Annotated in this window: 27 protein-coding genes and 1 tRNA gene; 15 read left to right on the top strand and 13 right to left on the bottom strand. The window is 67.5% G+C overall.

Going from position 1 to position 25220, the window contains the following annotated elements:
* Positions 1–6 precede the first annotated feature (6 nt).
* Positions 7–342, bottom strand: a complete 336-nt coding sequence (locus tag VD659_RS05825; RefSeq protein WP_137838358.1) for a tryptophan synthase subunit alpha — start codon at positions 340–342, stop codon at positions 7–9.
* Positions 343–489: 147 nt separating this feature from the next.
* Here VD659_RS05825 and VD659_RS05820 point away from each other — a divergent pair, with 147 nt between their 5' ends.
* From VD659_RS05820 to VD659_RS05790, 7 genes are read left to right on the top strand one after another with little or no spacing between them, the layout of a single operon-like run.
* Positions 490–1200, top strand: a complete 711-nt coding sequence (locus tag VD659_RS05820) for a GntR family transcriptional regulator (RefSeq protein ID WP_423260186.1) — start codon at positions 490–492, stop codon at positions 1198–1200.
* Entirely contained in the window at positions 1197–2705 is a 1509-nt protein-coding gene (locus VD659_RS05815) for an MmgE/PrpD family protein (RefSeq protein WP_423260185.1), read from the top strand. The genes VD659_RS05820 and VD659_RS05815 overlap by 4 nt, the downstream gene beginning before the upstream one ends.
* Positions 2705–3610, top strand: a complete 906-nt coding sequence (prpB, locus tag VD659_RS05810) for a methylisocitrate lyase (protein ID WP_423260184.1) — start codon at positions 2705–2707, stop codon at positions 3608–3610. The genes VD659_RS05815 and prpB overlap by 1 nt, the downstream gene beginning before the upstream one ends.
* Positions 3611–3639: 29 nt before the next feature.
* Complete coding sequence (locus VD659_RS05805) at positions 3640–4758, top strand: bifunctional 2-methylcitrate synthase/citrate synthase (protein WP_423260183.1); 1119 nt, start codon at positions 3640–3642, stop codon at positions 4756–4758.
* Positions 4759–4767: 9 nt separating this feature from the next.
* Positions 4768–6318, top strand: a complete 1551-nt coding sequence (locus VD659_RS05800) for a helix-turn-helix transcriptional regulator (RefSeq protein WP_423260182.1) — start codon at positions 4768–4770, stop codon at positions 6316–6318.
* Between the two features lie 43 nt (positions 6319–6361).
* Positions 6362–7582, top strand: coding sequence for a cation:proton antiporter (locus VD659_RS05795; protein ID WP_423260181.1), 1221 nt, complete (start codon positions 6362–6364; stop codon positions 7580–7582).
* A gap of 4 nt (positions 7583–7586) precedes the next feature.
* The gene (locus VD659_RS05790; protein ID WP_423260180.1) at positions 7587–8090 is read left to right on the top strand and encodes a nucleoside deaminase; all 504 of its coding nucleotides are present in this window, start codon (positions 7587–7589) and stop codon (positions 8088–8090) included.
* Between the two features lie 18 nt (positions 8091–8108).
* Here the strand turns inward: VD659_RS05790 and VD659_RS05785 are convergent, their stop codons facing one another.
* Complete coding sequence (locus VD659_RS05785) at positions 8109–8657, bottom strand: Lrp/AsnC family transcriptional regulator (RefSeq protein ID WP_423260179.1); 549 nt, start codon at positions 8655–8657, stop codon at positions 8109–8111.
* Between the two features lie 148 nt (positions 8658–8805).
* Here VD659_RS05785 and ald point away from each other — a divergent pair, with 148 nt between their 5' ends.
* A complete protein-coding gene (ald, locus tag VD659_RS05780) occupies positions 8806–9918 on the top strand; it encodes an alanine dehydrogenase (RefSeq protein ID WP_423260178.1) in 1113 nt (370 codons plus the stop codon).
* A gap of 74 nt (positions 9919–9992) precedes the next feature.
* On the opposite strand, the gene hxlA is transcribed toward ald, so the two are convergent.
* Together hxlA and hxlB are read right to left on the bottom strand one after the other, a co-directional pair.
* Positions 9993–10616, bottom strand: coding sequence for a 3-hexulose-6-phosphate synthase (gene hxlA, locus VD659_RS05775; protein WP_423260177.1), 624 nt, complete (start codon positions 10614–10616; stop codon positions 9993–9995).
* Positions 10617–10644: 28 nt separating this feature from the next.
* Positions 10645–11223 carry a 6-phospho-3-hexuloisomerase gene (gene hxlB, locus VD659_RS05770; protein ID WP_423260176.1) on the bottom strand — a complete coding sequence of 193 codons (579 nt, stop codon included), beginning with the start codon at positions 11221–11223 and terminating at the stop codon, positions 10645–10647.
* Between the two features lie 99 nt (positions 11224–11322).
* On the opposite strand from hxlB, the gene VD659_RS05765 reads away from it, so the two are divergent.
* Positions 11323–12150: a LuxR C-terminal-related transcriptional regulator gene (locus tag VD659_RS05765; RefSeq protein ID WP_423260175.1), complete on the top strand. Its 828-nt coding sequence runs from the start codon at positions 11323–11325 to the stop codon at positions 12148–12150.
* Between the two features lie 26 nt (positions 12151–12176).
* On the opposite strand, the gene VD659_RS05760 is transcribed toward VD659_RS05765, so the two are convergent.
* Complete coding sequence (locus VD659_RS05760; protein WP_423260174.1) at positions 12177–15275, bottom strand: DEAD/DEAH box helicase; 3099 nt, start codon at positions 15273–15275, stop codon at positions 12177–12179.
* Positions 15276–15457: 182 nt separating this feature from the next.
* Between VD659_RS05760 and VD659_RS05755 the strand changes: the two genes are divergently transcribed.
* Both VD659_RS05755 and VD659_RS05750 read left to right on the top strand, forming a co-directional pair.
* Positions 15458–16609: a Fic family protein gene (locus VD659_RS05755; RefSeq protein ID WP_423260173.1), complete on the top strand. Its 1152-nt coding sequence runs from the start codon at positions 15458–15460 to the stop codon at positions 16607–16609.
* A gap of 98 nt (positions 16610–16707) precedes the next feature.
* A tRNA-Arg gene (locus VD659_RS05750) sits at positions 16708–16781 on the top strand.
* 170 nt (positions 16782–16951) lie between these two features.
* Here VD659_RS05750 and VD659_RS05745 read toward each other — a convergent pair.
* Genes VD659_RS05745 through VD659_RS05710 form a run of 8 tightly spaced genes read right to left on the bottom strand, consistent with a single transcriptional unit; the run spans position 16952 to position 22781 of the window.
* Complete coding sequence (locus tag VD659_RS05745; RefSeq protein WP_423260172.1) at positions 16952–17236, bottom strand: hypothetical protein; 285 nt, start codon at positions 17234–17236, stop codon at positions 16952–16954.
* Complete coding sequence (locus tag VD659_RS05740) at positions 17223–17762, bottom strand: hypothetical protein (RefSeq protein WP_423260171.1); 540 nt, start codon at positions 17760–17762, stop codon at positions 17223–17225. Before VD659_RS05740 ends, VD659_RS05745 begins: the two co-directional genes overlap by 14 nt.
* Positions 17759–18919 (bottom strand): site-specific integrase, encoded by a 1161-nt coding sequence (locus VD659_RS05735; RefSeq protein ID WP_423260169.1) that lies wholly within the window; start codon positions 18917–18919, stop codon positions 17759–17761. The genes VD659_RS05740 and VD659_RS05735 overlap by 4 nt, the downstream gene beginning before the upstream one ends.
* Entirely contained in the window at positions 18916–19089 is a 174-nt protein-coding gene (locus VD659_RS05730) for a helix-turn-helix domain-containing protein (protein ID WP_423260686.1), read from the bottom strand. Before VD659_RS05730 ends, VD659_RS05735 begins: the two co-directional genes overlap by 4 nt.
* Before the next feature lie 17 nt (positions 19090–19106).
* The gene (locus tag VD659_RS05725) at positions 19107–20546 is read right to left on the bottom strand and encodes a replication initiator (protein WP_423260168.1); all 1440 of its coding nucleotides are present in this window, start codon (positions 20544–20546) and stop codon (positions 19107–19109) included.
* Between the two features lie 2 nt (positions 20547–20548).
* The gene (locus VD659_RS05720) at positions 20549–20968 is read right to left on the bottom strand and encodes a hypothetical protein (protein ID WP_423260167.1); all 420 of its coding nucleotides are present in this window, start codon (positions 20966–20968) and stop codon (positions 20549–20551) included.
* The gene (locus VD659_RS05715; RefSeq protein ID WP_423260166.1) at positions 20965–22368 is read right to left on the bottom strand and encodes an FtsK/SpoIIIE domain-containing protein; all 1404 of its coding nucleotides are present in this window, start codon (positions 22366–22368) and stop codon (positions 20965–20967) included. Before VD659_RS05715 ends, VD659_RS05720 begins: the two co-directional genes overlap by 4 nt.
* Before the next feature lie 5 nt (positions 22369–22373).
* Positions 22374–22781, bottom strand: a complete 408-nt coding sequence (locus VD659_RS05710; protein ID WP_423260165.1) for a hypothetical protein — start codon at positions 22779–22781, stop codon at positions 22374–22376.
* A 173-nt stretch (positions 22782–22954) separates the two neighbouring features.
* Here VD659_RS05710 and VD659_RS05705 point away from each other — a divergent pair, with 173 nt between their 5' ends.
* From VD659_RS05705 to VD659_RS05690, 4 genes are all read left to right on the top strand, one after another.
* Complete coding sequence (locus VD659_RS05705) at positions 22955–23476, top strand: hypothetical protein (protein ID WP_423260164.1); 522 nt, start codon at positions 22955–22957, stop codon at positions 23474–23476.
* 109 nt (positions 23477–23585) lie between these two features.
* Entirely contained in the window at positions 23586–24032 is a 447-nt protein-coding gene (locus VD659_RS05700) for an ester cyclase (RefSeq protein WP_423260163.1), read from the top strand.
* Between the two features lie 161 nt (positions 24033–24193).
* Entirely contained in the window at positions 24194–24616 is a 423-nt protein-coding gene (locus tag VD659_RS05695) for an adenylyltransferase/cytidyltransferase family protein (RefSeq protein ID WP_423260162.1), read from the top strand.
* 23 nt (positions 24617–24639) lie between these two features.
* A complete protein-coding gene (locus tag VD659_RS05690; protein WP_423260161.1) occupies positions 24640–25170 on the top strand; it encodes a GNAT family N-acetyltransferase in 531 nt (176 codons plus the stop codon).
* Positions 25171–25220: the final 50 nt, after the last annotated feature.

Raw genomic sequence — 25220 nt, 5'->3', positions numbered from 1 at the left:
GGAGTTTCAGCCTGTCTGCTGTCTGAGTGCGCCCTGGGCATCCGCTTGGCCGATGAGGCGCCACACGGTGCGCGTGAGGGCGGGGTGATCGAGCGCGATCTGGCGCAGCACGCGGTAGTTGCGGGCCGAGCCGGGCCGCTGCCCGCCGTTCTCGTTGATGTTGTCGGCGCGCAGGAGATAGACCACGAGTTCGTCGACCGTGGGCAGCTCCTCCATGAAGGCCCACGGGTCTTCTCCGGCGAGCAGGCGCTCGTGCACGATGGTGTCGAGCTCGTCCTTCGCCTCGGCGCGCAGCACCTCGAGACTCGCCCGTCCCCGCGGGAGATGCTCGTGCGCGCTCATGATCCGAGCCTAGGCACGCCTCCCGAGAAGTTCGAATCCGAGCCGGGCTCACCGTTCTGTGTATACAGAACCGCCAAGAATCCCGTTGCTTTCGCCGCCCGACCGGAGTATCTTGGCAGCAATGTATACATCGGGAGAGTGGGCCTAGTGGCCCGCGCGAGCGACACGGCCTACGAGGCCCTGCGCGCCGACATCCTGTCGTGGCAGCTCGGCCCGGGCAGCGTGCTCGCCGAGGTCGAGCTCTCCGCCCGCCTCGGCCTCTCCCGCACGCCGGTGCGCGAGGCTCTCGCCCGCCTCGTCGCCGACGGCCTCGTCGAGCCGCTCGGCGGTCGCGGCCTCGTGGTGACGCCGGTCTCCGCCGAGAACGTGACGGAACTCTACGAGCTCCGTCAGGCGCTCGAGGCGCAGGCCGCCGCGCTCGCCGCCGAGCGGCGCGAGGCCGCCCCGTTCCTCGCCCTCCAGAACGAGTTCCGCGAGGTGCCGGCGCTGCTGGCCGACGACTCGGCCGATCCGGGCCATCGCGCCTACTACGACCTCGTGACGCGCTTCGACGAGGCGGTCGACGAGGCGGTGCGCAACCCGTTCCTGGTGTCGGCGCTCGGCGGGGTGCGCACGCACCTCGCGCGCATCCGCCGCCTCTCCCGCGACAACCCCGCCCGCCTGCTCGAAGCGGCACGCGAGCACCTGCTCATCGTCGACGCGATCGTCGACGGCGACGTGCGGCTCGCCGCCGATGCCACCCGCGTGCACCTCGCGCGGAGCCTGCGGTCGACCCTGGGCTCCTTGCCCGCGGCGACCCCACTCCCTCTTTCCCTCTCCTCCGCGACGACCTCAGCAAAGGAAGCCCCCCTCCGATGAAGCAGCACGACGTGCGTGTGTACAAGAGCGACGAGAACCTCGCCCGCGAAGACCAGCTCGCCCACAAGATCGCCACGGTCGCCACCGACCCCGTGGCGGTCACCGAGGAGGTCACCGAGATGGTGATCAACCGGATGATCGACAACGCGGCCGTCGCCACCGCGTCGATCACGCGCGGCCCGGGCATCGCGGCCCGGGCCCAGGCCCTCGATCACCCCTACTCGCCCGGTGCCACGGTGTTCGGTGTCGCCGGGCGCTACGGCCCCGAGTGGGCGGCCTGGGCGAACGGCGTGGCCGTGCGCGAGCTCGACTACCACGACACCTTCCTCGCGGCGGAGTACTCCCACCCGGGCGACAACATCCCGCCCATCCTCGCCGTGGCCCAGCACGCCGGCCGCACCGGCGCGGAGCTCGTGCGCGGCATCGCGACGGGCTACGAGATCCAGATCGACCTCGTGAAGGGCATCAGCCTGCACAAGCACAAGATCGACCACGTGGCCCACCTCGGTCCGTCGGCCGCCGCCGGCATCGGCACCCTGCTCGGTCTCGACGTCGAGACGATCTTCCAGGCCATCGGCCAGGCGCTGCACACCACCACCGCCACCCGGCAGTCCCGCAAGGGCGAGATCTCCACCTGGAAGGCGCACGCCCCCGCGTTCGCGGGCAAGATGGCGGTCGAGGCCGTCGATCGCGCGATGCGCGGGCAGACCAGCCCCACCCCGATCTACGAGGGCGAGGACGGCGTGATCGCCTGGCTCCTCGACGGGCCGGATGCGCACTACCGCGTCTCGCTGCCGGCCGCCGGCGAGGCCAAGCGCGCCATCCTCGACAGCTATACCAAGGAGCACTCGGCCGAGTACCAGGCGCAGGCCTGGATCGACCTGGCCCGCAAGCTGCACCACGAGCATCCGGAGCTCGCCGACCCGGCGAACGTGGGCAGCGTCACCATCCACACCAGCCACCACACCCACTTCGTGATCGGCTCGGGCGCGAACGACCCGCAGAAGTACGACCCCACCGCCAGCCGCGAGACGCTCGACCACTCCATCCCCTACATCTTCACCGTGGCGCTGCAGGACGGCGCGTGGCACCACGTCGACTCCTACGCGCCGGAGCGCGCCGGCCGCCCCGACACCGTGGAGCTCTGGCAGAAGGTGCGCACGCTCGAGGACACCGAGTGGACCCGCCGTTACCACTCCGAAGACCCGGCTGAGAAGGCCTTCGGCGGACGGGTGGAGATCATCCTGCACGACGGGACGACCGTCACCGACGAGATCGCGGTGGCCGACGCGCATCCGCTCGGCGCCCGCCCCTTCGCCCGGGCCGACTACATCCGCAAGTTCGAGACCCTCGCCGCGGGCGTGGTCGAGGAGGCGGAGATCGCGCGCTTCCTCGCCCTTGTGCAGCGGCTGCCCGAACTCTCCGCGGAGGAGCTCGGCGGACTCACCGTGCAGGCCCGCCCCGGGCTGCTCGAATCGATCCCGCTGCCGAAGGGACTCTTCTGATGCTGTACTCGACCGTTCCCGCCGCCGAGAAGCGCGCCGCGTTCCGGGCTGCCCTGAACTCGGGCGTGCTGCAGCGGATGCCCGGGGCCTTCAACCCCCTGAGCGCCCGTCTCATCCAGGACAAGGGCTTCGAGGGCGTCTACATCTCCGGCGCGGTGATCGCGGCCGACCTGGGCCTGCCCGACATCGGGCTCACCACCCTCAGCGAGGTCGCGGCCCGAGGCGGCCAGATCGCGCGGATGACCGACCTGCCGGCGCTGATCGACGCCGACACCGGCTTCGGCGAACCGATGAACGTGGCCCGCACCGTGCAGTCGCTCGAAGACGCCGGAATCGCCGGGCTCCACATCGAGGACCAGGTGAACCCGAAGCGCTGCGGTCACCTCGACGGCAAGGCCGTCGTCGACGCCGACACGGCCGTGAAGCGCATCCGGGCGGCGGCGGATGCGCGGCGCGACCCGAACCTGCTCATCATGGCCCGCACCGACATCCGGGGCGTCGACGGGCTCGGCGCCGCGATCGACCGCGCGAAGCAGCTCGTCGACGCGGGGGCCGACGCGATCTTCCCCGAGGCCATGGCCTCGCTCGAGGAGTTCGAGGCGATGCGCGCCGCCGTCGACGTGCCGCTGCTCGCCAACATGACCGAGTTCGGCAAGAGCGAGCTGTTCACCAACCAGCAGCTCGCCGACGTCGGTGTGAACCTCGTCATCTACCCCGTGTCCCTGCTGCGCATCGCGATGGGCGCCGCCGAGCGCGGCCTCGACGAACTCGTCGCCGAAGGTTCACTCCGCGGACAGGTGCCCACCATGCAGACCCGTGCAAGGCTCTACGAACTGCTCGACTACGAGTCGTACAACGCCTTCGACACCTCCGTTTTCAATTTCGACGTCCCGACCGCGCGCTGAGCCGGCGACCTCACGAAGGAGTGACTGACATGACCGAAGAACCCGAGATCCGCAAAGGCCTGGCCGGCGTGGTGGTGGACTACACCGCCGTCTCGAAGGTGAACCCCGAGACGAACTCGCTGCTCTACCGCGGCTACCCCGTGCAGGAGCTCGCGGCCTCGTGCTCGTTCGAACAGGTGGCCTATCTGCTCTGGAACGGCGACCTGCCCACCTCGGCCGAGCTCGAGGCCTTCGAGGCCGATGAGCGGGGTCAGCGCGCGCTCGACCCGGCGGTGAAGCGTGTGATCGACGAACTGCCGCTCACCGCGCATCCGATGGACGTGGTGCGCACCGCGGTGAGCGTCATCGGCGCCCTCGACCCCGATTGGGCCGACGCGAGCCCGGAGGGCAATCTGGCGAAGGCCGTGTCGCTGTTCGCGAAGCTGCCCGCCATCGTGGCCTACGACCAGCGCCGCCGTCGCGGGCTCGCCCTGGTGGAGCCGGATGCCTCGCTCGGCTACTCCGCGAACTTCCTGAACATGACCTTCGGCGAGGTGCCCTCGGCCGTGGTGGTCGACGCCTTCGACGTCTCGATGATCCTCTACGCCGAGCACTCGTTCAACGCCTCGACCTTCACGGCCCGCGTGGTGACCTCGACGCTCAGCGACCTCTACTCGGCCGTCGTCGCGGCGATCGGCGCGCTCAAGGGCCCGTTGCACGGCGGGGCCAACGAGGCCGTGATGCACATCTTCGACGAGATCGGCACGGCGGACGCCGCCGAGGCCTGGCTGGATGCGGCGCTCGCCGAGAAACGCAAGATCATGGGCTTCGGCCACCGGGTCTACAAGAACGGCGACTCGCGGGTGCCCACCATGAAGGCGGCTCTCGACACCCTGATCGTGGAGTACGACGCCCCCGAGCTCGGTGCCCTCTACACCGCGCTCGATGACGCGATGCAGGCGCGCAAGAACATCAAGCCCAATCTCGACTACCCGTCCGGCCCGGCCTACCGCCTGATGGGCTTCGACACCGAGATGTTCACTCCGCTGTTCGTGGCGGCGCGCATCACGGGGTGGACCGCGCACATCCGGGAGCAGCTCGCCTCGAACGCCCTCATCCGGCCGCTGAGCCTCTACAACGGACCCGCGGAGCGCCATCTGCCGAGCTAAACTCGGCGCGTGAGCACCCCTGAGGAACGGCTTCGCGACGCGCTGGGTGCCCAGGACTGGGATGCCGTGGTCGCGATCATCGGCGACGACTGGACGCTGCTGATGCAGGGGCCGCGGGAGACTCTGCGGGTCGCGCTCAACGCGCTGCCCGCCGAGGTGCTCGAAGCGAATGCCCGCCTGGGCGTGGCGCGGGACTACCTGAACTTCATCCCCGACTCGGGCGAGGTGCGGCCCGTGCGCTTCCAGCACACGCCCACGCCGCCCGCCGGGCTGCTCGACACGCTCGCGGTGCTCACCGCACGCACCGCCTCCGACCGCTTCATCGGCGCCTTCGGCCACGCCGTCGACACGGTGCGCGAGATCCACAGCACGCTCGCCGACGTGTCCGACGAGGCGCTCGTGGCGGTCAGGCCCGTGCTCGCCGAGATGCGCGTGCAGTGGGCGATCTCCTTGCTCTTCGGCGGCCACCTCACGGATGCGCTGCACGGCTTCGAGCGCAGCTACGACGAAGCACTCGCCTTCGGCAACGCCCGCATGGCGGCGGAATCGGCGGGCTCGATCGCCTTCATCGCGAGCCTCGGCGGCGACCGCCGCGAGCGCGAGCGGTGGATCGCGCGGATGCCCGGCCTCGACGCCGCCGCCCCACCCGACACGGTGGGGGTGATGGGCGGCCTGGCCGAAGCCGTCGCGGCCATCGACGGCCTCGACCCCCTCGCCGCCTCCGCCGCCCTCGACCGCACGCCGGGCGACGAGATGGCGCCGGAGCAGTGGGTGCTGCGGGCCTACGTGGAGTCGCGTCTGGCTGCGAAGTTCGGCGACCCTCGGGCACAGCTGGTGCAGCTGCGCGCCGCCGCGCGCTCGCACCTGCCGGCCCTGTCGCAGTCGGGGCTCAACCACTGGTTGCTGCGTCTCAGCGAGGCCACCCTGCTCCAGGCCGCCGGCGACCTCCGCGCGAGCGCCGAGGTGGCTGGTGAGCTGCGAGGCTCGAGGGTGGAGTCGGCCGTCGAGAGCGGGGCCATCGTCTCGGCCTGGGTGCTCGCGCGTCAAGGCGAGGCCCGGCGCGCCCTGGCCGTGGCGGGGCCCTTCCTCGTGCAGGCCGACACCCCGCGCACGAGCGTCGAGATGCTCGCCGTGACCGCGGCCGCCCAGCTGCAGCTCGGCCGGGAGCAGGATGCCGCGGCGAGCTTCACCACCTGTCTTCAGCTCGCACTGCACGAGGGTCTGCACTCGGTGCTCACGCACTTCGAGGGCCCGGAGCTCGAGGCGCTCTCGGCCGCTGCCGGTGTCGGCATTCCCCCGGCCATCGGGAGCGCGCTCGAGCGGGCGAACCGGCCCGCTGCCGGGCGGCCCTTCGTCGCGGCCCTCAGCCATCGGGAACAGGTGGTGCTCCGGCTGCTGATCGACGGACTCAGCACCGACCAGATCGCGCAGCACGAGCACGTGTCGCGCAATACGATCAAGTCGCAGACGCAATCGCTCTTCCGCAAGATCGAGGTCTCCAGTCGCGAGGCGGCCGTGGAGCTCGGCCTCGCGCATCCGGAGCTGTGGGCGTCGGTCTGAGCAGCCCGCCGGGGGCCGTCGGTCAGAGAGTCCGGGAGATCGCATGGGTTCCTTCGACACCGCTCTGGTGATCGTGCCACTGCTGGCCGTCGTCGCGCCGATGCTGGCCGCCGCGATCGGCCGGGTGGCTAAGGTGCCGCTCGTGGTGTTCGAGATCGTGCTCGGGCTGCTGGTGGGCCCGAGCGTTCTGGGCTGGGTGCCGGAGAGCGACTTCATCGGCACGCTCGCGAACTTCGGGCTCGCGATGCTCTTCTTCATGGCCGGCAACGAGATCGACTTCGCGGCCATCAAGGGTCGGCCGCTCACCCGCGCGGCCCTCGGCTGGCTGGTGTCGCTGGCTCTGGGGCTCGTGATCGGCATCGTGCTCGCGCCGACCGTGGAGGCGGGGGTGTTCATCGCCGTCGCGCTGACCTCCACCGCGCTCGGCACGCTGATGCCGGTGCTCCGTGACGCGGGGGAGCTGTCGACGCCGTTCGGCCTCGCCGTCACGGCCATCGGGGCCGCGGGCGAGTTCGGTCCGCTGGTGGCGATCTCCTTGTTCCTCAGCGGCCGCAGCCCCGGTGTCGCCGCCCTGGTGCTCCTGGGTTTCGCCGTCGTGACGGCTCTCGGCATCTGGCTGGCCTCGCGCGGGCCTCACACCCGCATGCACGCGATCGTCACGGCGACGCTGCACACCAGCGGGCAGTTCGCCGTGCGGCTCGTGCTGCTCATCGTCGCCGCGCTCGTGGTGCTCAGCCTCGCGCTGGGGCTCGACATGCTGCTCGGGGCCTTCGCCGCCGGCATCCTGTACCGCGTGCTGCTGTCGGGGGCGAAGAAGTCCGACCTGGCGTTCATCGAGTCGAAGCTCGAGGCGGTGGCCTTCGGGTTCCTCGTGCCGGTGTTCTTCATCTACACCGGCGTCACCTTCGATCTGCACTCGCTGCTCACGGAGCCGAACGCGCTCCTGCTGCTGCCGGTGTTCCTCGTGCTGTTCCTGCTGGTGCGCGGGCTGCCGGGGCTGCTCGCGGCGCCGCCCGGCGCATCCCGCAACGATCGAACGGCGATCGTGTTGTTCAGCGCGACCGGGCTGCCGATCATCGTGGCGGTGACCGAGATCGGTCTCGACGAGGGGGTGCTGCAGGCCGGCACCGCGGCGGCACTCGTGGGAGCGGGGATGTTGTCGGTGCTGCTGTTCCCGCTGCTCGCGCTCGGCCGGCGCCGCGCCTCGCTCGGCGGCGAGCGGCGCCCGCCCGACCTCGACGCCCACGTACCTGTGGAAGGCTGAACGCATGGAACACGAGCTGCTCGCCCCGGCCGCCCTCGCCTCCGGCGACCTCGCCCACCTCGAGCGGGCGGTCGCGCTCGCGCAGCAGGCGCGCGACCGCGGCGACCACCCCTTCGGCGCGGTGCTCGTGACGGCGGAGGGAGCCGTGGTCGAGGCGCTGAACTCGGTGTTCAGCACGCACGACCCCACGGCGCACGCCGAGAGCAACCTCGTGCGGGCCGCGGCCGCTCAGCACGTCGATGCCGCCGCCTTCGCGGGCAGCACGCTCTACACGAGCACCGAGCCGTGCGCGATGTGTTCGGGGGCCATCTACTGGGCCGGCATCCCCCGGGTGGTCTTCGCGCTCTCGGAGAAGGCGTTGCGCGACTTCGTGCCGGAGGCGTCGAGCGAGCCGACGCTCGTGCTGCCGAGCCGTGAGGTCTTCGCGCGCGGAGGGCGCCCGATCGAGGTCGTCGGCCCCGTCGCCCTCCCCGCCGCCACCGTGGTGCACGAGGGATTCTGGGCCTGAGTCAGCCGAGCTCTGCGGTCACGGGCGCGCGCCCGGCGCCGGGAGCGGGAGCGGGGGAGCCGTGGCGACCGGGGTCACCGCGGAGCGCACCTGGCTCCAGCTGGAGCCGGCATCCATGTGCTCCACGCCGATGAGGTGGTCGAAGACGATGTTGGTCTGTGTCGAGGCCACCGAGTTGTCCATGCTCAGCTCGCTCGCCACGAAGTCGCGCAGCTGACCGGTGGAGGTGCAGGCCACGTGGATCAGGAAGTCGTCGGCCCCGCCGAGGAAGAACACGTTGAGCACGTTCGGCAGGGTGATGACCCGCTGGGCGTAGCTCTTGATCTGCGCCCGCGCCTGCGCCTTGAGGCGCACCGCGACGATCGCCTCGATCGGCAGGCCGAGCGAGGCCCAGTCGGGCTGCGCGTGGAACGAGCGCAGCACGCCGCTCTGCTGCAGCGCGCGCACCCGCACGAGGCAAGTCGATGCGGCGATGCCCACCCGCTCCGCCAGCTCCTTGTTGGGCAGGCGCCCTTCGCGGGTGAGCTCCCAGACGATGCGCTCATCGATTTCGTCGACGACCGGCACGGTGACCTTCTTTCGAATCAGATGGCTGGATTTAGTGGATGCACCGAATCTTCTTCGGAGTTAATGACACGGTAACAAATCGCTTTGATAATTCAAACGACGACGCCGAACCTTCGGCGCGACCAGCCTGCCTCGAGAAGGAGTCCCCGTGATCATCGGCGTGCCGAAGGAGATCAAGAACAACGAGTTCCGTGTGGCGATGACGCCCTCGGGCGTCTTCGAGCTGGTGCGCCACGGGCACACCGTGCTCGTGCAGGAGGGTGCGGGGGTGGGCGCCGCGATCGGCGACGAGGAGTACGCGGCGGCGGGCGCATCCGTCGTCGGGCTCGACGCCGTGTGGGAGGCCGAGATGATCGTCAAGGTCAAAGAGCCCATCGCCGCCGAGTACGGGCGCATCCGCGAGGGCCAGCTGCTCTTCACCTACCTGCACCTGGCCGCCGCGGAGCCCCTGGTCGAGGCGCTGCTCGCCTCGAAGGCCACCTCCATCGCCTACGAGACCGTGCAGCTGGCCGACGGCACGCTGCCGCTGCTCGCTCCGATGAGCGAGGTGGCTGGCCGCCTCTCGGTGATGGTGGGCGGCTACCACCTGATGGGCTCGAAGGGTGGCCGCGGGGTGCTGCTCGGCGGGGTGCCCGGAGTGCGCCCGGCGAAGGTCACCGTGATCGGCGGCGGCATGGCCGGCGAGAACGCCGTGCAGCAGGCCGTCGCGGTCGGGGCCGACGTCACGGTGCTCGACCTGAGCATCCCGCGCCTGCGTCACCTCGACGAGCTGTTCGGCGGCCGAGTGAAGACCGTGGTGTCGAACGCCTTCGAGGTGGAGAAGTCGGTTCTCGAGGCCGACCTCGTGATCGGCGCCGTGCTGGTGCCGGGGGCGAAGGCGCCGAAGCTCGTGTCGCACGAGCTGGTGAGCCGGATGAAGCCGGGCTCGGTGCTCGTCGACATCGCGATCGACCAGGGCGGCTGCTTCGAGGACTCGCGACCCACGACCCACGACGAGCCTACCTACACGGTGGCGAACTCGATCTTCTACTGCGTGGCGAACATGCCGGGAGCCGTGTCGTCGACCTCGACCGCCGCGCTCACGAACGCGACCCTGCCCTACGTGGTGCAGCTGGCCGACCTCGGCTGGCGCGCTGCCGTGGCGCGGAATGCGGCGCTCGTGCCGGCGGTCTCCACCGTCGACGGCGTGCTCACCCACGCGGGCACCGCGGAGGCCTTCCCGGCCTTCGGCTACACGCCCCTCGCCGAGCTGACCGCGTAGGGGCCGACGACCGACGACGAGAGGGGCCCCTGCCGAAGCGGGGGCCCCTCTCGTCGTTCTTCCGGGTGGCCGGCTCAGACGATGGCGGCGCGGAGCTCGGCGGCAGCGGCGCCGACGTCGGGGGCCCCGTAGATGGCGCCGCCGGCGACGGCGACCTGGGCGCCCGACTGCTGCACCGAGGCGATGGTGGAGGCGTTGATGCCGCCGGCGACCGAGAAGGGCACGCCCGAGGACTTGCCGTCGTCGAGCAGGGTCGAGAAGGTGAATCCGGGCTCGGCCTGCTCGTCGAGACCGGCGTGCATCTCGACGAACTCGACGCCGAGGGCCACGACCTCCTTGGCGCGCTTGGGCTTGTCGGCGACCCCGATCAGGTCGACGACGATGCCCTTGCCGTGCTTCTTGGCGGCCTTGACGGCACCGCTGATCGTGCTGTCACCGGCGGAGCCGAGCACGGTCACCAGGTCGGCGCCGGCGGTGAAGGCGATGTCGGCCTCGAGCTCGCCGGCATCCATGGTCTTGAGGTCGGCGAAGACGATCTTGTCGGGATGCGCGGCCTTGATGGCGGTGACGGCGGAGAGCCCGGCGCTCTTGATGAGCGGGGTGCCGAGCTCGAGGATGTCGACGTGCGGTGCCGCGGCGGCGGCGAGCTCGAGGGCGGCTTCGGTGGTGAGGGTGTCCATGGCGAACTGCAGTTTCATCGTGTTCCTTCTGTTGGGGGTCGGACGGTCATTCGAGATTCGCGTGGCGGGGCCAGAGGTCGTCGGCGCTGGCGCCCGAGCGCTGCCAGAGCGCGTGGAAGAGGGCGTCGCCGAGCAGCACGACGGTCTGTTCGAAGAGGCTGCCGGCGTACTGCGCCGAGGCCGTGCCGGACCGGTCGAGCTTGCCCGCCGCGGGAACCACGATGGTGGCGCCGGCGAGAGCGGCGAGGGGGGATGCCGGGTCGGTGGTGATCGCGGCGACGCGGGCGCCGACCGCGACCGCGGTCTCGGCGGCGCGCACGATGCTGGTCGTGGTGCCCGAGCCGCTGGCCGTCAGCAGCAGTTCGCCGGCCCGGATGGCGGGTGTGGTGACCTCGCCGACCACCTGCACGTCGAGACCGAGATGCATCAGCCGCATGGCCGTCATCCGCAGGGCGAGCCCCGATCGGCCTGCTCCGAGCACGAACACGCGGGGGGATGCGGCGATCGCCTCGGCGACGGCCTCGAGGCCCGAGCCGGCGCGGCGCCTCAGGTGGTCGACGGTGGCGTCGAGCTCGCCGCCGATCAGCTCGAGCGCGTCGCCGACGTCGGTGGGGGGAACATCCATGGCTCCAGTCTCGGCGCGGCGCCCTCGGCGCGCGCCCCTCCGACGGCAGAGGCGGGCTACCCGAAAGGATGGGTCAAGCCGAAGGGGTAGGTTGTCGGCATGACCTCCTCGGCCGAGCTGCCCACCTCCTCGTCACGCCGGCTCCTCGCCGAGCACGCCCGCGAGGTGGCCGAGCAGGCCGACCGCCACGCGGTCACCCTCGAGTCGCTGCTCGCCATCCTCCGATCGACGCGGCTCGACGACCGTGCGGCGCGCGCTCTGGCCATCGACACGGCCACGACCTCCCTCGTGGGGCTGCGGATGGTCACCGACCAGCAGCGCGGCAGCATGCTCGAACCGGTGGTCGGTGCCTTCGCGCGCCTGCGCAGCGACCTGCATCCGCTGGTGCGGTTCGGCGACCTCGACGTGCAGTTCGTCGAGCCGCCGGTCACCGGCCGGGCGCTCCCGGGCGAGGTCGCGCACGCCGCGCGAGCGATCGTACGCAGCGCGGTGCTCGCCTTCGTCGACCAGGGGCAGACGCGGCGGGTGCGGATCCAGTGGGACTGCGACGGGCTCAACCTGCTCATGGGCATCCGCGACGACGGGCGGGGCGATCTGGCCGCCCACGACGACTCGCTGCGCCCGATCGCCGAGCGGGTGACCGCTCTGCACGGCTCGCTCACGGTCTCATCGACTCCCGGGTGGGGGTCGGAGCTCGACATCCGCCTGCCGCTCGACCCTCCTGCCGAGCCCGAACCGCTCGAGGACGTGGTGCCGATGTCCGCCCGCGAGCGCGAGGTGCTGCGGCTCCTCGTGGCGGGCGCGAGCAATCGCGACATCGCCGGCCAGCTGGGCATCAGCGCGAACACGGCGAAGTTCCACGTGTCGAACCTGCTGCGCAAGGCAGGGGTGCGCAGTCGCGCGGAGCTCGCGGCGCTCGCCCGCTAGCGGGGCGCGTGCGAGTCGCGCGCGGGCTACGCCAGGAGGGCCCGGAGGTCGTCGGGCGTGAGGGACTGGGCGAAGAGGCCGTCGCCGTCGCCGTCGAGCACGGCGTCGAAGAGCTTCGCCTTCTCGGCCTTGAGCGCCATCACCTTCTCCTCGATGGTGCCCGTGGCCACGAGACGGTAGACGTTCACCGGATGCGTCTGGCCGATGCGGTGCGTGCGATCGACGGCCTGGTCTTCCGAGGCCGGGTTCCACCACGGGTCGAGCAGGTAGACGTAATCGGCCTCGGTGAGGGTGAGGCCGAAGCCGCCCGCCTTGAGGCTGATCAGGAACACCGGCGCGGTGCCCTCGCGGAACCGGGCGATGACCTCGGGGCGCCGCCGCGTGGATCCGTCGAGGTATTCGTAGGCGATGCCCGCCGCCTCCAGGCGCGCCGCGGCCTTCTCGAGGTAGCTCGTGAACTGGCTGAACACCAAGGAGCGGTGCCCCTCGGACACGACCTCGCCGAGCTGCTCGACGAGCACGTCGAGCTTCGACGACGGAACGCCGGAGTGGGCCTCGTCGATGAGGGTGGCGTCGAGGCTCAGCAGCCTCAGCAGGGTGAGGGAGCGGAACACGATGAAGCGGTTGCGGTCGAGGTCGTCGATGAGCCCGAAGAGCTTCTGCCGCTCGCGCTGCAGCACCGTGTCGTAGAGGTGGCGGTGCGCGGGCGCGAGCTCGACGTGCAGCACCTGCTCCTGCTTCTCGGGCAGCTCGGGCGCCACGGCCTCCTTGGTGCGCCGCAGCAGGAACGGCCGGATGCGCCGCCGCAGCGTCTCGAGCAGCCCGCGGTCGAGTCCGCGCTCGATCGGCCGCTGGTACTTCTCGGCGAAGCGCACCGCGCTCGGAAAGAGGCCCGGCGCCACGATGTCGAAGAGCGACCAGAGTTCGAGCAGGTTGTTCTCGAGCGGGGTGCCGGTGATGGCGAGGGTGAAGTCGACGTCGAGCTCGCGGGCGCACTCGTGCAGTTTCGAGGCGTGGTTCTTCACGAACTGGGCTTCGTCGAGAACCAGCCCCGACCATCCGATGGCCTGGTAGCGCGCGAAGTCGAGGCGGAAGAGCGTGTAGCTGGTGACCACCACGTCGGCGCCCTGCGCCAGGGCGGCGAGGGTGGTGGCGCTCTTGGCCTGGGTGGTGGTGACGGCCCGCACGACCAGGCCGGGGGTGAAGCGGGCGGCCTCGTCGGCCCAGGTGCCCACGACGCTCGTGGGGGCGACGACGAGGAAGGGATGCGCGGGGCCGGCCGCCGCATCCGTCGCCGTCTCGCGCGCGTGCGCCAGCAACGCCAGGGTCTGAACGGTCTTGCCGAGGCCCATGTCGTCGGCCAGCACGCCTCCCAGGCGGTGCTTCCAGAGCAGGGCGAGCCAGTCGAACCCGCTCTTCTGGTAGTCGCGCAGGGTGGCGGTGAGGCCGGCCGGCAGCGGGGTGGGCTCGATGCTCCGGATGCCGGTGAGGCCGGCCACCGCGGCGCGCCAGCTCTCGGCCTCGGAGGAGTTCTCGGCGAGGTCCTCGAAGTCGGCGTAGAGGCTCACCTGGTGGCGGCTCAGGCGCACGCCCGTCTCCCACTCGTCGAGCGTGCCCGACTCCTCGAGGAGTTCGCGCAGGCGGTCGAAGGCGGGGTGGTCGAGCGAGAGGTAGGTCTTGTCGACCATGAGCAGCTTCTTCTGGCCCTTCGCCAGGGCCTTGAAGAGCGGGCCGAACGGGATGCGGTAGCCGTTGAGGTTCACCACGATGCCGAGGTCGAACCAGTCGCGCTTGAGCGTCTCGACGGTGGTGAGCGTGACCTCGGGATGCCCGGTGAGCTCGCGGTAGGCCGGGCGCGCGCCGATGACGTCGACGCGAACGCCCTCGAGGGACTCCAGGGCGGGCAGGGCGCGCTCGGCGAACGCCGCCGCCTCGATGCCGCGGAGCGTCAGCGAGGGCTCGAGCGGGTCGATCGAGGGCGGGAAGCGCGTGAGCACGGCGTCGAGCTCGACGGCGGTGCGGGCCTCGATGAGGCGTTCGGCGGCCTCGTCGCGGATGCCCACCCAGTCCCAGTCGAGCTGCAGCGCGTCTCCGGGGCGGAAGCGGGCCGTGAGCACGAGAACGGGCGGCGGCACGGTGGGGAAGGCGACGCTCGCGTCGTCACTGGTGACGGTGACGCTCTGGCGGAGGGCGGGGTAGAACTCGTCGAAGAACTGCGCGCGCTCGGAGCGCGGGATGCGCAGGGGCAGCTGGCCGAGCAGCTGCAGCTCGCCGTCGGTGAGCGGATGCGCCGTGGGTGCGAGAACGATGGCGGGGCGCTTGCCGAGGCGGTAGGCGTAGAGGCCGTGGCGGCCGAGCGGGCCGGCGTCGAGGGCGGGATGGGTGGTGGCGCCCCGGGCGGGGTGGGTGTCGGCGTCCGGGGTGCTTGCGCCGGCGCCGGGCGGCGGGGACCCAGCGGTCGTGCTGGCGCGGCCGGCGTCGGCCGAGCGGCCGAACGTCACCACGGGGTCGAGGCGCAGGGAGCCGTCGCGGTTCTCGTGCGCATCCAGGTGCAGGGCGGCGACGCCGGGGTCGACGCGCACGCTGCCGCCGCGGGCGGAGGTCACGAGCTCGATGCCGAGACGGTCGCCCTCGGCGAGGAGCTCCCAGAGCAGGGGGCTGGCGAAGTCGTCGAGGGCGAGCCAGTCGGTCTCGGGCGGGGCGAGGGAGTCGCGCAGAGCGCGATGCAGGGCGGCGAACTGGGCGAACCAGCGGTGGTGCTCGGGGTCGAGGTTGAGGCGGTTGACCTGGTGGGTGAACGAGCCCCAGGTCACGTTGGCCTTCACGTAGCTGCCCGCCGCGGTACGGATGACGGGCCGCACGCCGAGGCGGCGCGGGGCGCGGACGGCGGGCTCGGCCGCGCCGGCCGCATCCGGGGCCGCGTCGCTCGCGGTCTTCGAGGTGGGCCCGCGCCACCGGTCGTGGGTGCGCGGCGCGAGCTCCCGCACCTCGAACTGCAGGCCCATCGCGGTGGGGCGGTCGCCCGTCGTGCGCCCGGTCGCTCCCGTGCTCGCCGCGGCTCCCGCGGCTCCTATCACCGTCTGCCAGCGGCTTCCCCGCTCGGCGGGCGCGGGGGAGGCGGGCATGCCTCCATCGTCTCACCCGCCTCCGTCATCGCCGCCCGATCAAATATCCAGTGCAGCCAAATTAATTACTCGTCTGAGGTAGATCAACTGTTTGCTTCTCGCGTCAGAGGGAGTTGCCTGTAAATAGGGCGAAGTGCGGCGCGGATCCCACAGTCAGGCAGGAGGATGAGTAAAATAACCTGATGAAGAAGATTGATTTCCCGCGATTCGAGTTCGATAGCGACCTCACTCGTGCGGTCATCGAACTGGAGCGATCTCGTGCCGATCTCCATTCGGGAACCACGCCGCCGGAACTCTTCGTTCAACTCACCGAGCTGTTCCAGCTCCTCACGAGCATCATGTCGGCGCGCATCGAAGGCAACCGGACATCCATCCTCGATGCGGTGAGCGGCGCAGCCGCCCTGCGGAGCTCGGCTCGGGTCGAACTCGACGACGGAGTGGAAGAGATCCTGAACATCCAGCGAGCAGTCGAGTTCATCGAGGAGTACGCCGGATCCACGCCGATCGACCACCTGTTCATCCGAGAGCTCCACCGCATCGCCGTCTCGGGCCTCCGCCGCGAAGGCGACCCGACTCCGGGTGCCTATCGCTCGGGAGAGGTGTCGATCGTCGGCTCGGCGCATCAGCCCCCGTGGCCGGCCGATGTTCCGGACTGCATGTCTGCTCTCATCGCGTTCATCGGGGATGACGTGGAACCCCAGATGCAGTTGCTGCAAGCCGCGATCGCGCACCATCGTTTTCTGTGGATCCATCCCTTCGGCAATGGCAATGGCAGGACCGCTCGCCTCCTGACGTATGCGATGCTCGTGCGCCAGGGGTATGTGTCCGGCGCCGATTATCGGGCGGTGAATCCCACGGCGGTCTTCGGATCGGATCGCCAGGGGTACTACGACAATCTCGAAGCGGCGGATTCGCTGTCGAATGACGGATTGGTCGCCTGGTGCACCTACGTGCTCTCGGGTCTGAATACCGACCTCCGCAAGCTGGGGCGCCTCAAAAACGGGATCGTCGTGACGGAGGAGCTGATCGTCCCCGCCGTCGGGCGGCTGCGCGCCAGTGGTCTCGTGACCGCGTCGGAGGCGGCAGCGCTGGTCATCACGGCCCGCCGGGCGGTCGTGAAGGCGGGAGATCTCGAACCGGCGTTCCCCGGTTCGCCGTCGACGCGGAGCCAGGCGATCAGGCGGCTCGTGGACCGGGGGCTGCTGAAATCGACTTCGCCCGGCGGTCGCTTCTATCAGCTCGTACTCGCGCCGAACGCGCTGACTGTGCACATCGTCACCCGGCTCGATCAGGCAGGCCTGCTTCCGCGCATCCTGAGCGACGATCCCGTGTAGTGGAGGGGTGGCGCGGGTGATCCGCGGCCGAGTTGGAACAGCTCTCGGCGGCATGCTAGGCTCTGATGTTCGTGCGGAGAATGACTTCCGCACACGATGCGCCCTTAGCTCAGCTGGATAGAGCGTCTGACTACGGATCAGAAGGCCAGGGGTTCGAATCCCTTAGGGCGCACAACAGAAAGCGACTCGCGAAAGCGGGTCGCTTTTTTGTTTGCCCCGAGAAGACGCGGATCCTGGCGAGTTTCAATAAGAAGGCTCCCGGCGGAGTGCCGGGTGCCCGATGCGGTGGAACTGACTTTGACAGCAACCGTGACAGCAACGTGGGTGGATACGGTCTCGAAATCAAACATTGTCGCCCCGATCTGCACGGTGCTGTGCTTTGAGGGCCTCAAGGGCTATCGAGTAGATCTCGTCGTCGATCAGGTCGTCGAGTGAGGCAGCTTCGATGTCGTCGAACGACCCCGGAATATCGTTCAAGAGGTCGTCATGGAGGCCCGCTGTCTTTGTTTGGCCGGGTAGATAGCGCCACGCAGTCAGTGCCTCGATGAGCTGCTCACGAGAGATCTCACCTCGCGAATACTGCTCACACACGACATAGGGCCAGTTCAGCGGTTCACCGTTCGTCATCGTGGGTCTCCTTCTCTTCACTCCATATCGCCAGTTTGTCTGCGACCTCCGACACGGAATAACGAACCGGCCAACCGATGGTCTGCGCGAGAACGGAGTTCACTGCGTTGGTCGGCGGGTGCTCGTAGCCCGCAGACTTGAGTAGCTCGACGAGGTCGCGGCGACTTGGTTCGAGACCATGAGGCAGGAACCGATCGAAGACCTCGCCGATCGCGGCAGCGATGGATGCCTCGTCGAGCTTCTCCACCTGGGCAGGCCGACCTTGCTCGACGAGCTCAGTAACCACCGGAACGTGCGAGTCGGTATCCATGATGATGCCGAGATTCAACAGCCAGGTATCCGGGTCGTCCCACACGCTCGCGTGCTCAACGAGCCCAGTGCCGTCGTCGATCGGAATGCGCAGGGGAAGGATCCATTTCCAGACCCCAACAGCTTCGAAGCCGCCGTCATCACGCAGGCAGAGGCGGGCAGTGGCGAAGTATCCTCCCGTTTCACGGGAGGGAACGCGGATCTCCACTTCGATCATGAGCTGGCCTCCTCGCGCAGTGAGCTGACGTGCAGCGAGTCCATCGCGGTGGCCGCGTCGACGAGTGCGCTCGGCATGATGTGCGCGTAGAGATCGGTCGTGATGGCCAATGTCGAGTGACCCAGAACATCCATGACGACGCGAGGGGGGACATTCTGCGAGAACATCAGCGAGGCGAAGGTGTGCCGCAGATCGTGGAAACGAATGCGACGAACTCCGGCCTTGACCGTGAGCGCGTTGAACGTGCGCAGCAGGTTGCTCGGCTCGATGCTCGTACCGATGGTGGTCGTGAAGACGAAGTCGTTCTCGACCCAGCCCTCCCGTGCCGCAGAGCGCTCAACAAGTTGCTCCTCCCGATGGATGGTCAGAGCGTCGACGGCAACCGCCGGAAGAGGAATCGAGCGACGGGAGCGCATCGACTTCGGAGGCCCGAGAACGAGACCCTCATCCCTTCCGAGCCGTTGCAGCGTCTGCCTGACGTGCAGGAGACGCCGGTCGAAGTCGAGATCTTGCCAGCGAAGGCCGAGCAGCTCGCCACGACGGAGGCCGGTTGAGTAGGCCAGCGTGAAGAGCGCACTCAACCGGTGATCCTTGGCAGCCCTGACGAACGCCTCGACGTCAGCCAACGACCACGGCACTATCTCAGCACGCTCACCGCGCGGTGCACGCACCAGGCTGGCGACGTTACGTGACACGTACTGCTCACGCACCGCCTCAGACAGCATTGTGCGCAGGACCGCGTGACTCAACTGCACGGTGCGATCCGAGACGCCAGTGGCCGAGACTTTGGTGTGCATCTCGCGCACGTGAGCCGGGGTGAGCTTGTCGAGCTTCCTTTTGCCGACCGCCGGAACGATGTACTTTCTCATGATCCAGGCATAGTTCGATCGCGTAGCCGGCCTCAGGGCTCCCGGCGCGATGTTCGCCAGCCAGTGGGCTGCGTAACCCTCGACCGTCCAATCGCTGGTCGAGGCAGGAACACCGTTCGCCGTCTTCGAAATAAGATCAGCGATCTTGGCCGCGACAGCTCCTCTAGTTGTCCCGTAGACCTGTCGCCGTTCGCGACCACCATCGGGCCGGATGACGTAAGTCGCTCCCGTCCACCTACCATCCTTGCGTTGATAGATCGATCCTTCGCCATTTGCGCGTTTACTCATCGTGCTGACGCGGTCTCAGCGAGACTGTCGGCATACTCGCGCAGCGATGAGACGGGCACGCGAGTTGAACGCCCGATCTTGACGCTCGAAATTAGCCGAAGCCGCAGGAGACCATAGACCGTCGATCGACCGATTCCCAGCGACTCCGCGACTTCTTCGGGAGTGAGCATGAGCTTTTCCATTTCTTTCACCTCTTCTTCTTGTGGGCAGTTCTGGATTCGTGTCTCTTCTCGTCTGCCCACTCCCGGGCGGCGGCTGCTGCCTGAGCGGCGAGATACGCATCGCCCGACGTGAGCCAGCCCATGCCCGTAAAACTCCACTGGCTGATGATGAGCGTCGATTCATCGAGATCATCGAAGGCCTCGTCGAAATCACCGGGGCCGCGAGTGCGGGCGACTGCAGCTCGTCTCTGCCAGGTACGTCGGGCCGAACGGATGCGACCGAGGGTCGTCGAATACCGACGTGATTTCGTCGCGAAGTGGCCGCGAAAGCCCAGCATCCCGACCCACTTACCCAGCAGCTCATACGGGCTTTCGCCAGGAGACATCCGAATGACGGCCGCGAGATCCTCAACGGTCTGCCTGAGCTGCGCGATGTGCGGGCGTGGACCATTAGCCGAAGCGTCCGGATCTACGTCTTCTGTCGCCTTCGTGGCGTACTTGGCGATATAAGCCGCAACCGCGCGATCCGACAGCTCGCCTTCCTCATCGATGCCGCCACGCACGACGACGCGGGCATCACATTGCCGACCGAACCGCAGAGAGCGAGTCTCGTCGTTCGCGAAGACAGGGGCAGCAGTCGTCCAGACTTGAGCGGCACTGCTCCGGGCGATTGCTGCTAGTTGTTCGGCGGTCACATTGAGCGCAGGCGGCGGGAACGGCCTATCGTCGCTAGGGTCTCCGTCGAGCCGAATGAGCGCGTGAAAGTGCACCAGGCCCCGCTTCTGAAACTCGGCAACCTTGGCGAACTGCACCCGAACGAACTTCTTCGAGGCTGATTCGGAAAGACCGAGCGACTGTGCGAGCTGACGACGAAAGGCGATGGTGAATCGGCGCCAGAGTTCAGGGGCATGCCATTGCCAGACGATGTGCCCGAGGTAGTCGTAGCACTCTCGGCACAATGGTTCGCCACCAGTAGGAGACCCCTCGGGATGCACCCTCATGCACCACGTCGGTTTGCCATGGGGGCATAGCTCTTTCTTCGAGCGTGGGCGGCACCGAACGGAGCCAGATCGGCCCGCCTTCTTGACCGCGTGGACAGCGCCGAACGAAGGAGCGGTCAGCGTGACGAAGATCAGCGGATGCGTGCCCACAGCAGCGGGAACATCCTTCGAGCCTCCTGCAGCGCCCGCAACGACGAGGTGCCACATATCGCCCTTGTACTCGTGACTGCATGACGGGCACCGAACTGCGCGACGATTGCCGCAGCGAACGTAGGTGACACCGTCGGGTTCGCGGGAGGACTCATAAAACGAGATGACTTCGCCGGAGCTGGCATCAACGACCACCGATGAGCCGACCAAGCGAACCGGATTCGCGCAGTAGTTCGTGCCCGCCGCCTGCTTGAGCCATTCCCCGAAGTCGGGCCGTTGCATCCGGTTTGTGGCCGACTCGGCCGAGGTCTGCATGATCAGTTCAGCAAGTCAATGACGACGCACTCAGCAGCGTCGAGTGCACCGACGATGTAGGCAATGTCGAGATCCAATTTGCAGGCTCGTTCCGGAGAACCCGCGGACTCCTGAGCTGATTTCCATTCCCTCACCTGGTCGTCGGTGCAGACCGCATCGGCCACGAAAACATCGTCGGGAACGTACTCGTAGACGCGAATGTCATCCGTGTAGGGCTTTCCGGCATCGACTCCACTCGAGAATTTCAAGTTGCAAAAGTTGTAGCTCGCCTGGCTGTAGCCGTCCTGATACGCCGAGTTCGCAACCCACGAGTACTGGCTTCCGAGCGCGTAGCCTCCGACTCCAAGGGCTGCGGCGATAGCGAGCAAGCCCAGGGTCAGTCCCGTTCGCGCCACACTCTTTCTGGTCATGCTGATGTTCATTTCTCTTCTCCTGTTTTTTGAGTACGACGACTGCGCCGTGGACGGGCCGATGTCGCGGCCTCATCCGGTGCATCCGATTGAGGAACAGTGATTTCGATGTGCTGAGGGGCCTCGAAGGCGTCGGCCACCTGGGTGATCAGTTCGTCCGTGGCGTGACCAGCCCGAACGCGAATCGGGTCGCCGCCGTCCTCCGGCACGACATAGGCGACGCCGGGAAGCGTCGAGGGGATCTGGTGGCAGAGGGCGCCCTTCTCCCGCATTCCTTCACCGAGCACCATCGAGGTCTCCATGGCGTCTCGAAGACGGAGGCCAATTGTCTGAGTGAAGAGGCCCCTCGACGGCAATGTCTCCCTGCGTGGATCCTGCAGGCAGGCGAACACAGTGAATCCGGGCGCTCGACCTTGCGAACAGAGCAGAGCGATCGCGACGTTCGCACGCTGCTGCAACTGTCGGTCAGAGAGGTAGGCCGTAAGTGCCGCGAGTTCGTCGATGACCACCAGAATGTGTGGGCTCCCGGGCGTGGCGATGTGTTGACGACTCTTGCCCGCAAGCTCTCCAGCCCGCTTTTTCATTTGTGAGACCAAGTCTTCAAGTAGCTGCACCGCTTGAGCGGGATCTGTGGCATAACTCGTGAGCAGCTTGCGGCCCATCGTCAGCTCCATGCCACCCTTAAGGTCGATGCCATACGCCTGAACCAGGTTCGACCGGATAGCGGGAGCGAGCCCGATGAGCAGGCCCCAGATCATGGACGCTTTGCCTGAACCGGACGACCCAGCAACGAGAGTGTGTGGCCCGAGACGAACTGTCCAAGGCCGCCCCGACGACTCGACCCCCATGGGGATTGCGCGAAGATCCGCGGAATCGGGCCACGCCGTCGAGAATGGGGTGGCGAGCGGATCGAGGTACTCAATGGACAGGTCAGCGCCGCCAGGTGCAGCGGATACCGAGACTGCCAGCGCGGACAAGGATTCCGCGAGGGCGGGAGCAGCGAGTGCCAGCGAGCGGCGCTCCATGCCCAGCGGCAGGGCGGCGGTCATCACGAGGGATGCGCCGTTCCATCCGTAACTTGAGACAGACGGAACCTCAACAAGGCCCGAGGCGCCGCGGACGGAGAGACCAAGTCGAAGCATCAACTCCGGCCACACGGCCAGTGCAGCCCGTGCGGTCTCGCGTTGCCAGCGCAGACGAGCGTGCTCAACCAGCGTCAAACCACGACCGAATCGACGCCAGAGTATGACGGCAATTGTGGCTGCAGCCACCCCGAGGAGAGCCACGCGGGCGAAGGCGAACTGGTTGAAAAGCAGCTCGAACACAACGAACACAACGATGACGACTTTGAAGCTCCTCCAAGCGTCACGAACTTCAAGACTTAGCCAGCGCAGCTCTCCTCGCAGATCCATGGCCGCTACTCGCCAGCCTTGGCCTTGGTGACCGGACGGATGCCGGTCGACCACCACGACACGCCAAGCCGGTTCGTCTGCCGGTTGACGTAGGGGCTCATCGTCAGGTTCTCAAGTGTGATGAGGATGTGCGGAAGATTGGGCAGTGGAGGTGGAAGCTCAGGTTGGAATCGCGAGACCACCTTTACTTCGAGGATGTCCTGACCGCGACCAGCGGTGGCCTCAGGGTCCCAGGCGCGAAGGTTCCAGATCGGTAGACCGGACTCTTCATCTAGACGCTGCGGCCCGGGCTTTCCGTCGATCCAATCGATGGCCGGGGTAACACCGCCGGCGGTAGTCGTGAGGAAGGGCGGCGTGGGGACCGCGATTCCCTTACGCGGGCTGCGAACTGATGTGGCGTTTTGGTCAGTCATTTTGGGTTTCCTCTTTGTGTGAGCACGTCCACGTGGACGCACCTTCGACCTTACGCACAAAAGAGAAGATGTGCAACAAAAGTTAAATAAGCCAACTTAGTGAATCTGACATTTACAAACATATAAGTCAGATGCGAGTGGGGAAGCGGCTAAACTCGGACAAGGAGGATTTTGTGGCTGAGGCAGACGATGACGAACTGATATTCGCACCCGTCAACTGGGGAATTGTTCCCGCGCCCATTTTGAATCTGATGCAAATCTTCGTGGCCAAGATCGCAGCATCGGAGAATCGCTTAACTGGCCTGGATTGGGCAAAGGACGTGGTTCCGTCTGACGCGTCGCCCTTTTTCATCGAAATGCTCGCCGCTTCGCAGGCAGCAATCGATGCCGCTACAGACCTCCGCGCCCTAACGACTGCGTACGCGCAGAACACTCATCAGCCGAGACCTACGCTGGCCCGCTTGGCGGAGGCTCAGAAGTCCTCATCGGCCGGACTGGTGAAGCGCTACACCCCCAACACTGTGGACGCAATTGCGGAGCTGCTATCCGAGACACCTGATCCAGGAGTCGTCGTCCGGGCGTTTCGGTCCGTAAAGCTAGCTGAGCTAGCAGCGTGCAGCCCAGCCATGGAGCGTGAAGTCAGCAGGGTTCGTAACCAGCCGTCCAACCGCCGAGAAATTACAACCTCGACTTAGAACCAGCACCATCATCTTCCTTCCATCTCACGTAGTGCCTCGCTGGTGCGTCTTCGCATTGTGCGCCGGACCACCGGATCGCGCATCGAAATGCTGAGAGGAACACACTATGTCTGTAGAAGACAACAAGGCCGTCGTTGTCCGATGGTTCTCCGAGTTCTGGAGCGACAACTTCAACCCGGACGTCGTCGACGAGCTCGCCGCTCCCGACATCCGATTCCACTACTCGCTGCACAACCCGCTCGTCGGCCGAGAGGCGGTCAAGGACTTCGGGATCAAGTTCCGCGAAGCATTCCCCGACCTGAACTTCGGGGCGACCGCCGACCTGATCGCCGAGGGCGACTGGGTCGTGGGCCAGTGGGAGGGTGGAGGAACGCACACCGGCGACGCATTCGCAGAACTCCCCATCGGATCGCTGCCGGCGAACTCGGGCAAGACGATGTTCTTCTCCGGGATGACGGTTCTGCAGGTCAAGGACGGCCTGATCATCAGCGAGCTCGGCCTCGATGACGGCGTGAAGGTGCTCCAGGATCTCGGAATCATCCCCACCGCGTAACAGCACAACCGGAACCTCCCGCGCCTCGCACTTCTTGGAGGCGCGGGAGGTTCCATCATCCGGGGTGATTTCGACTATCTGATCTCACGCAACGACATCCCGCACCGTCTTCTCAACGAGTGGCACGAACCGTTCGGTGAATGCGCGAGCGAGAGGGGCGAATGGTGACCGTGACGGGCTACACCGCCGGCGTGTTCGACATGTTCCATATCGGACACCTGAATCTGCTCACGAAGGCTCGAGAGCGCTGCGATTCCCTCATCGTCGGATTGACGACGGACGAGCTGTGTGAGCACTTCAAGGGCAAGACGCCAGTGGTGCCCTTCGAGGAGCGGGCCGCCATCTTGCGATCGTTGCGCGTCGTCGATGAGGTTGTTCCACAGGTCGCGATGGACCGCTACGCAGCCTGGAAAGCGCGACGGTTCGACGTCACATTCGTTGGAGATGACTGGCAGGGCAGCGAGCTGTGGGCCGGCTACGAACGCACATTCGCTCAGGTCGGCGTCGACGTCGTCTACCTGCCGTACACGCCCCACATCTCCAGCAGCATTCTGCGCCAGACGCTCCACAGCCGGTCAGCGTGACATCACTCAGCAGGGAACCCAACATGGAATCACCCGTCATCCGCCTCGAACTCGAACTGGCGAAATTCGACCTGGACCGCAGGGCGGTCGATCGCGACCTGACCCACAGGGGTTTCTCGCTCATCCGCCCGGAGCGCATCGGGGATGCCGATGCGTCTCGCGCGCGTCTGCATCAACTCGCGCAGCTGATCGTCAACGATTCGCCCCGAACTGACCCCGTGGAGAACGGCTTCTGGGAATTCATCAACGCGCAGAGCATCGAACCGGCCTACGAGCCCGCAGAGGTGGTGGTCGCCGTCCACGACGATCAGTGGGTTGGGTTCTCGATCACTGACTCCCACGGGGAGAGCTACGTGTTGAGCGATTCCGTGTGGGTGGCGCCGGCTTATCGTCGCCGAGGGCTCGCAATCTCGATGGTCGCCCAGGCCGCCGCAGCAGCGCACGACCTCCACGTTCCGCTCATGCGTGCCGAGGTCGGACGGACCGACGACGCCCTGCTCGCGGTCTATCACGCTCTCGGATTCACCGAGTCCCCCTCCAGCGATACTCCGTAACGGCGCGGCGCGGGCCGCACGGGTAGTGCGGTCTCGAAGGGTCCGGCGTG

Source organism: Herbiconiux sp. 11R-BC (assembly GCF_049472555.1).
In the GTDB taxonomy this organism is placed as follows: Bacteria; Actinomycetota; Actinomycetes; order Actinomycetales; family Microbacteriaceae; genus Herbiconiux.
This window is presented reverse-complemented; position numbering and strand designations above follow the sequence as displayed.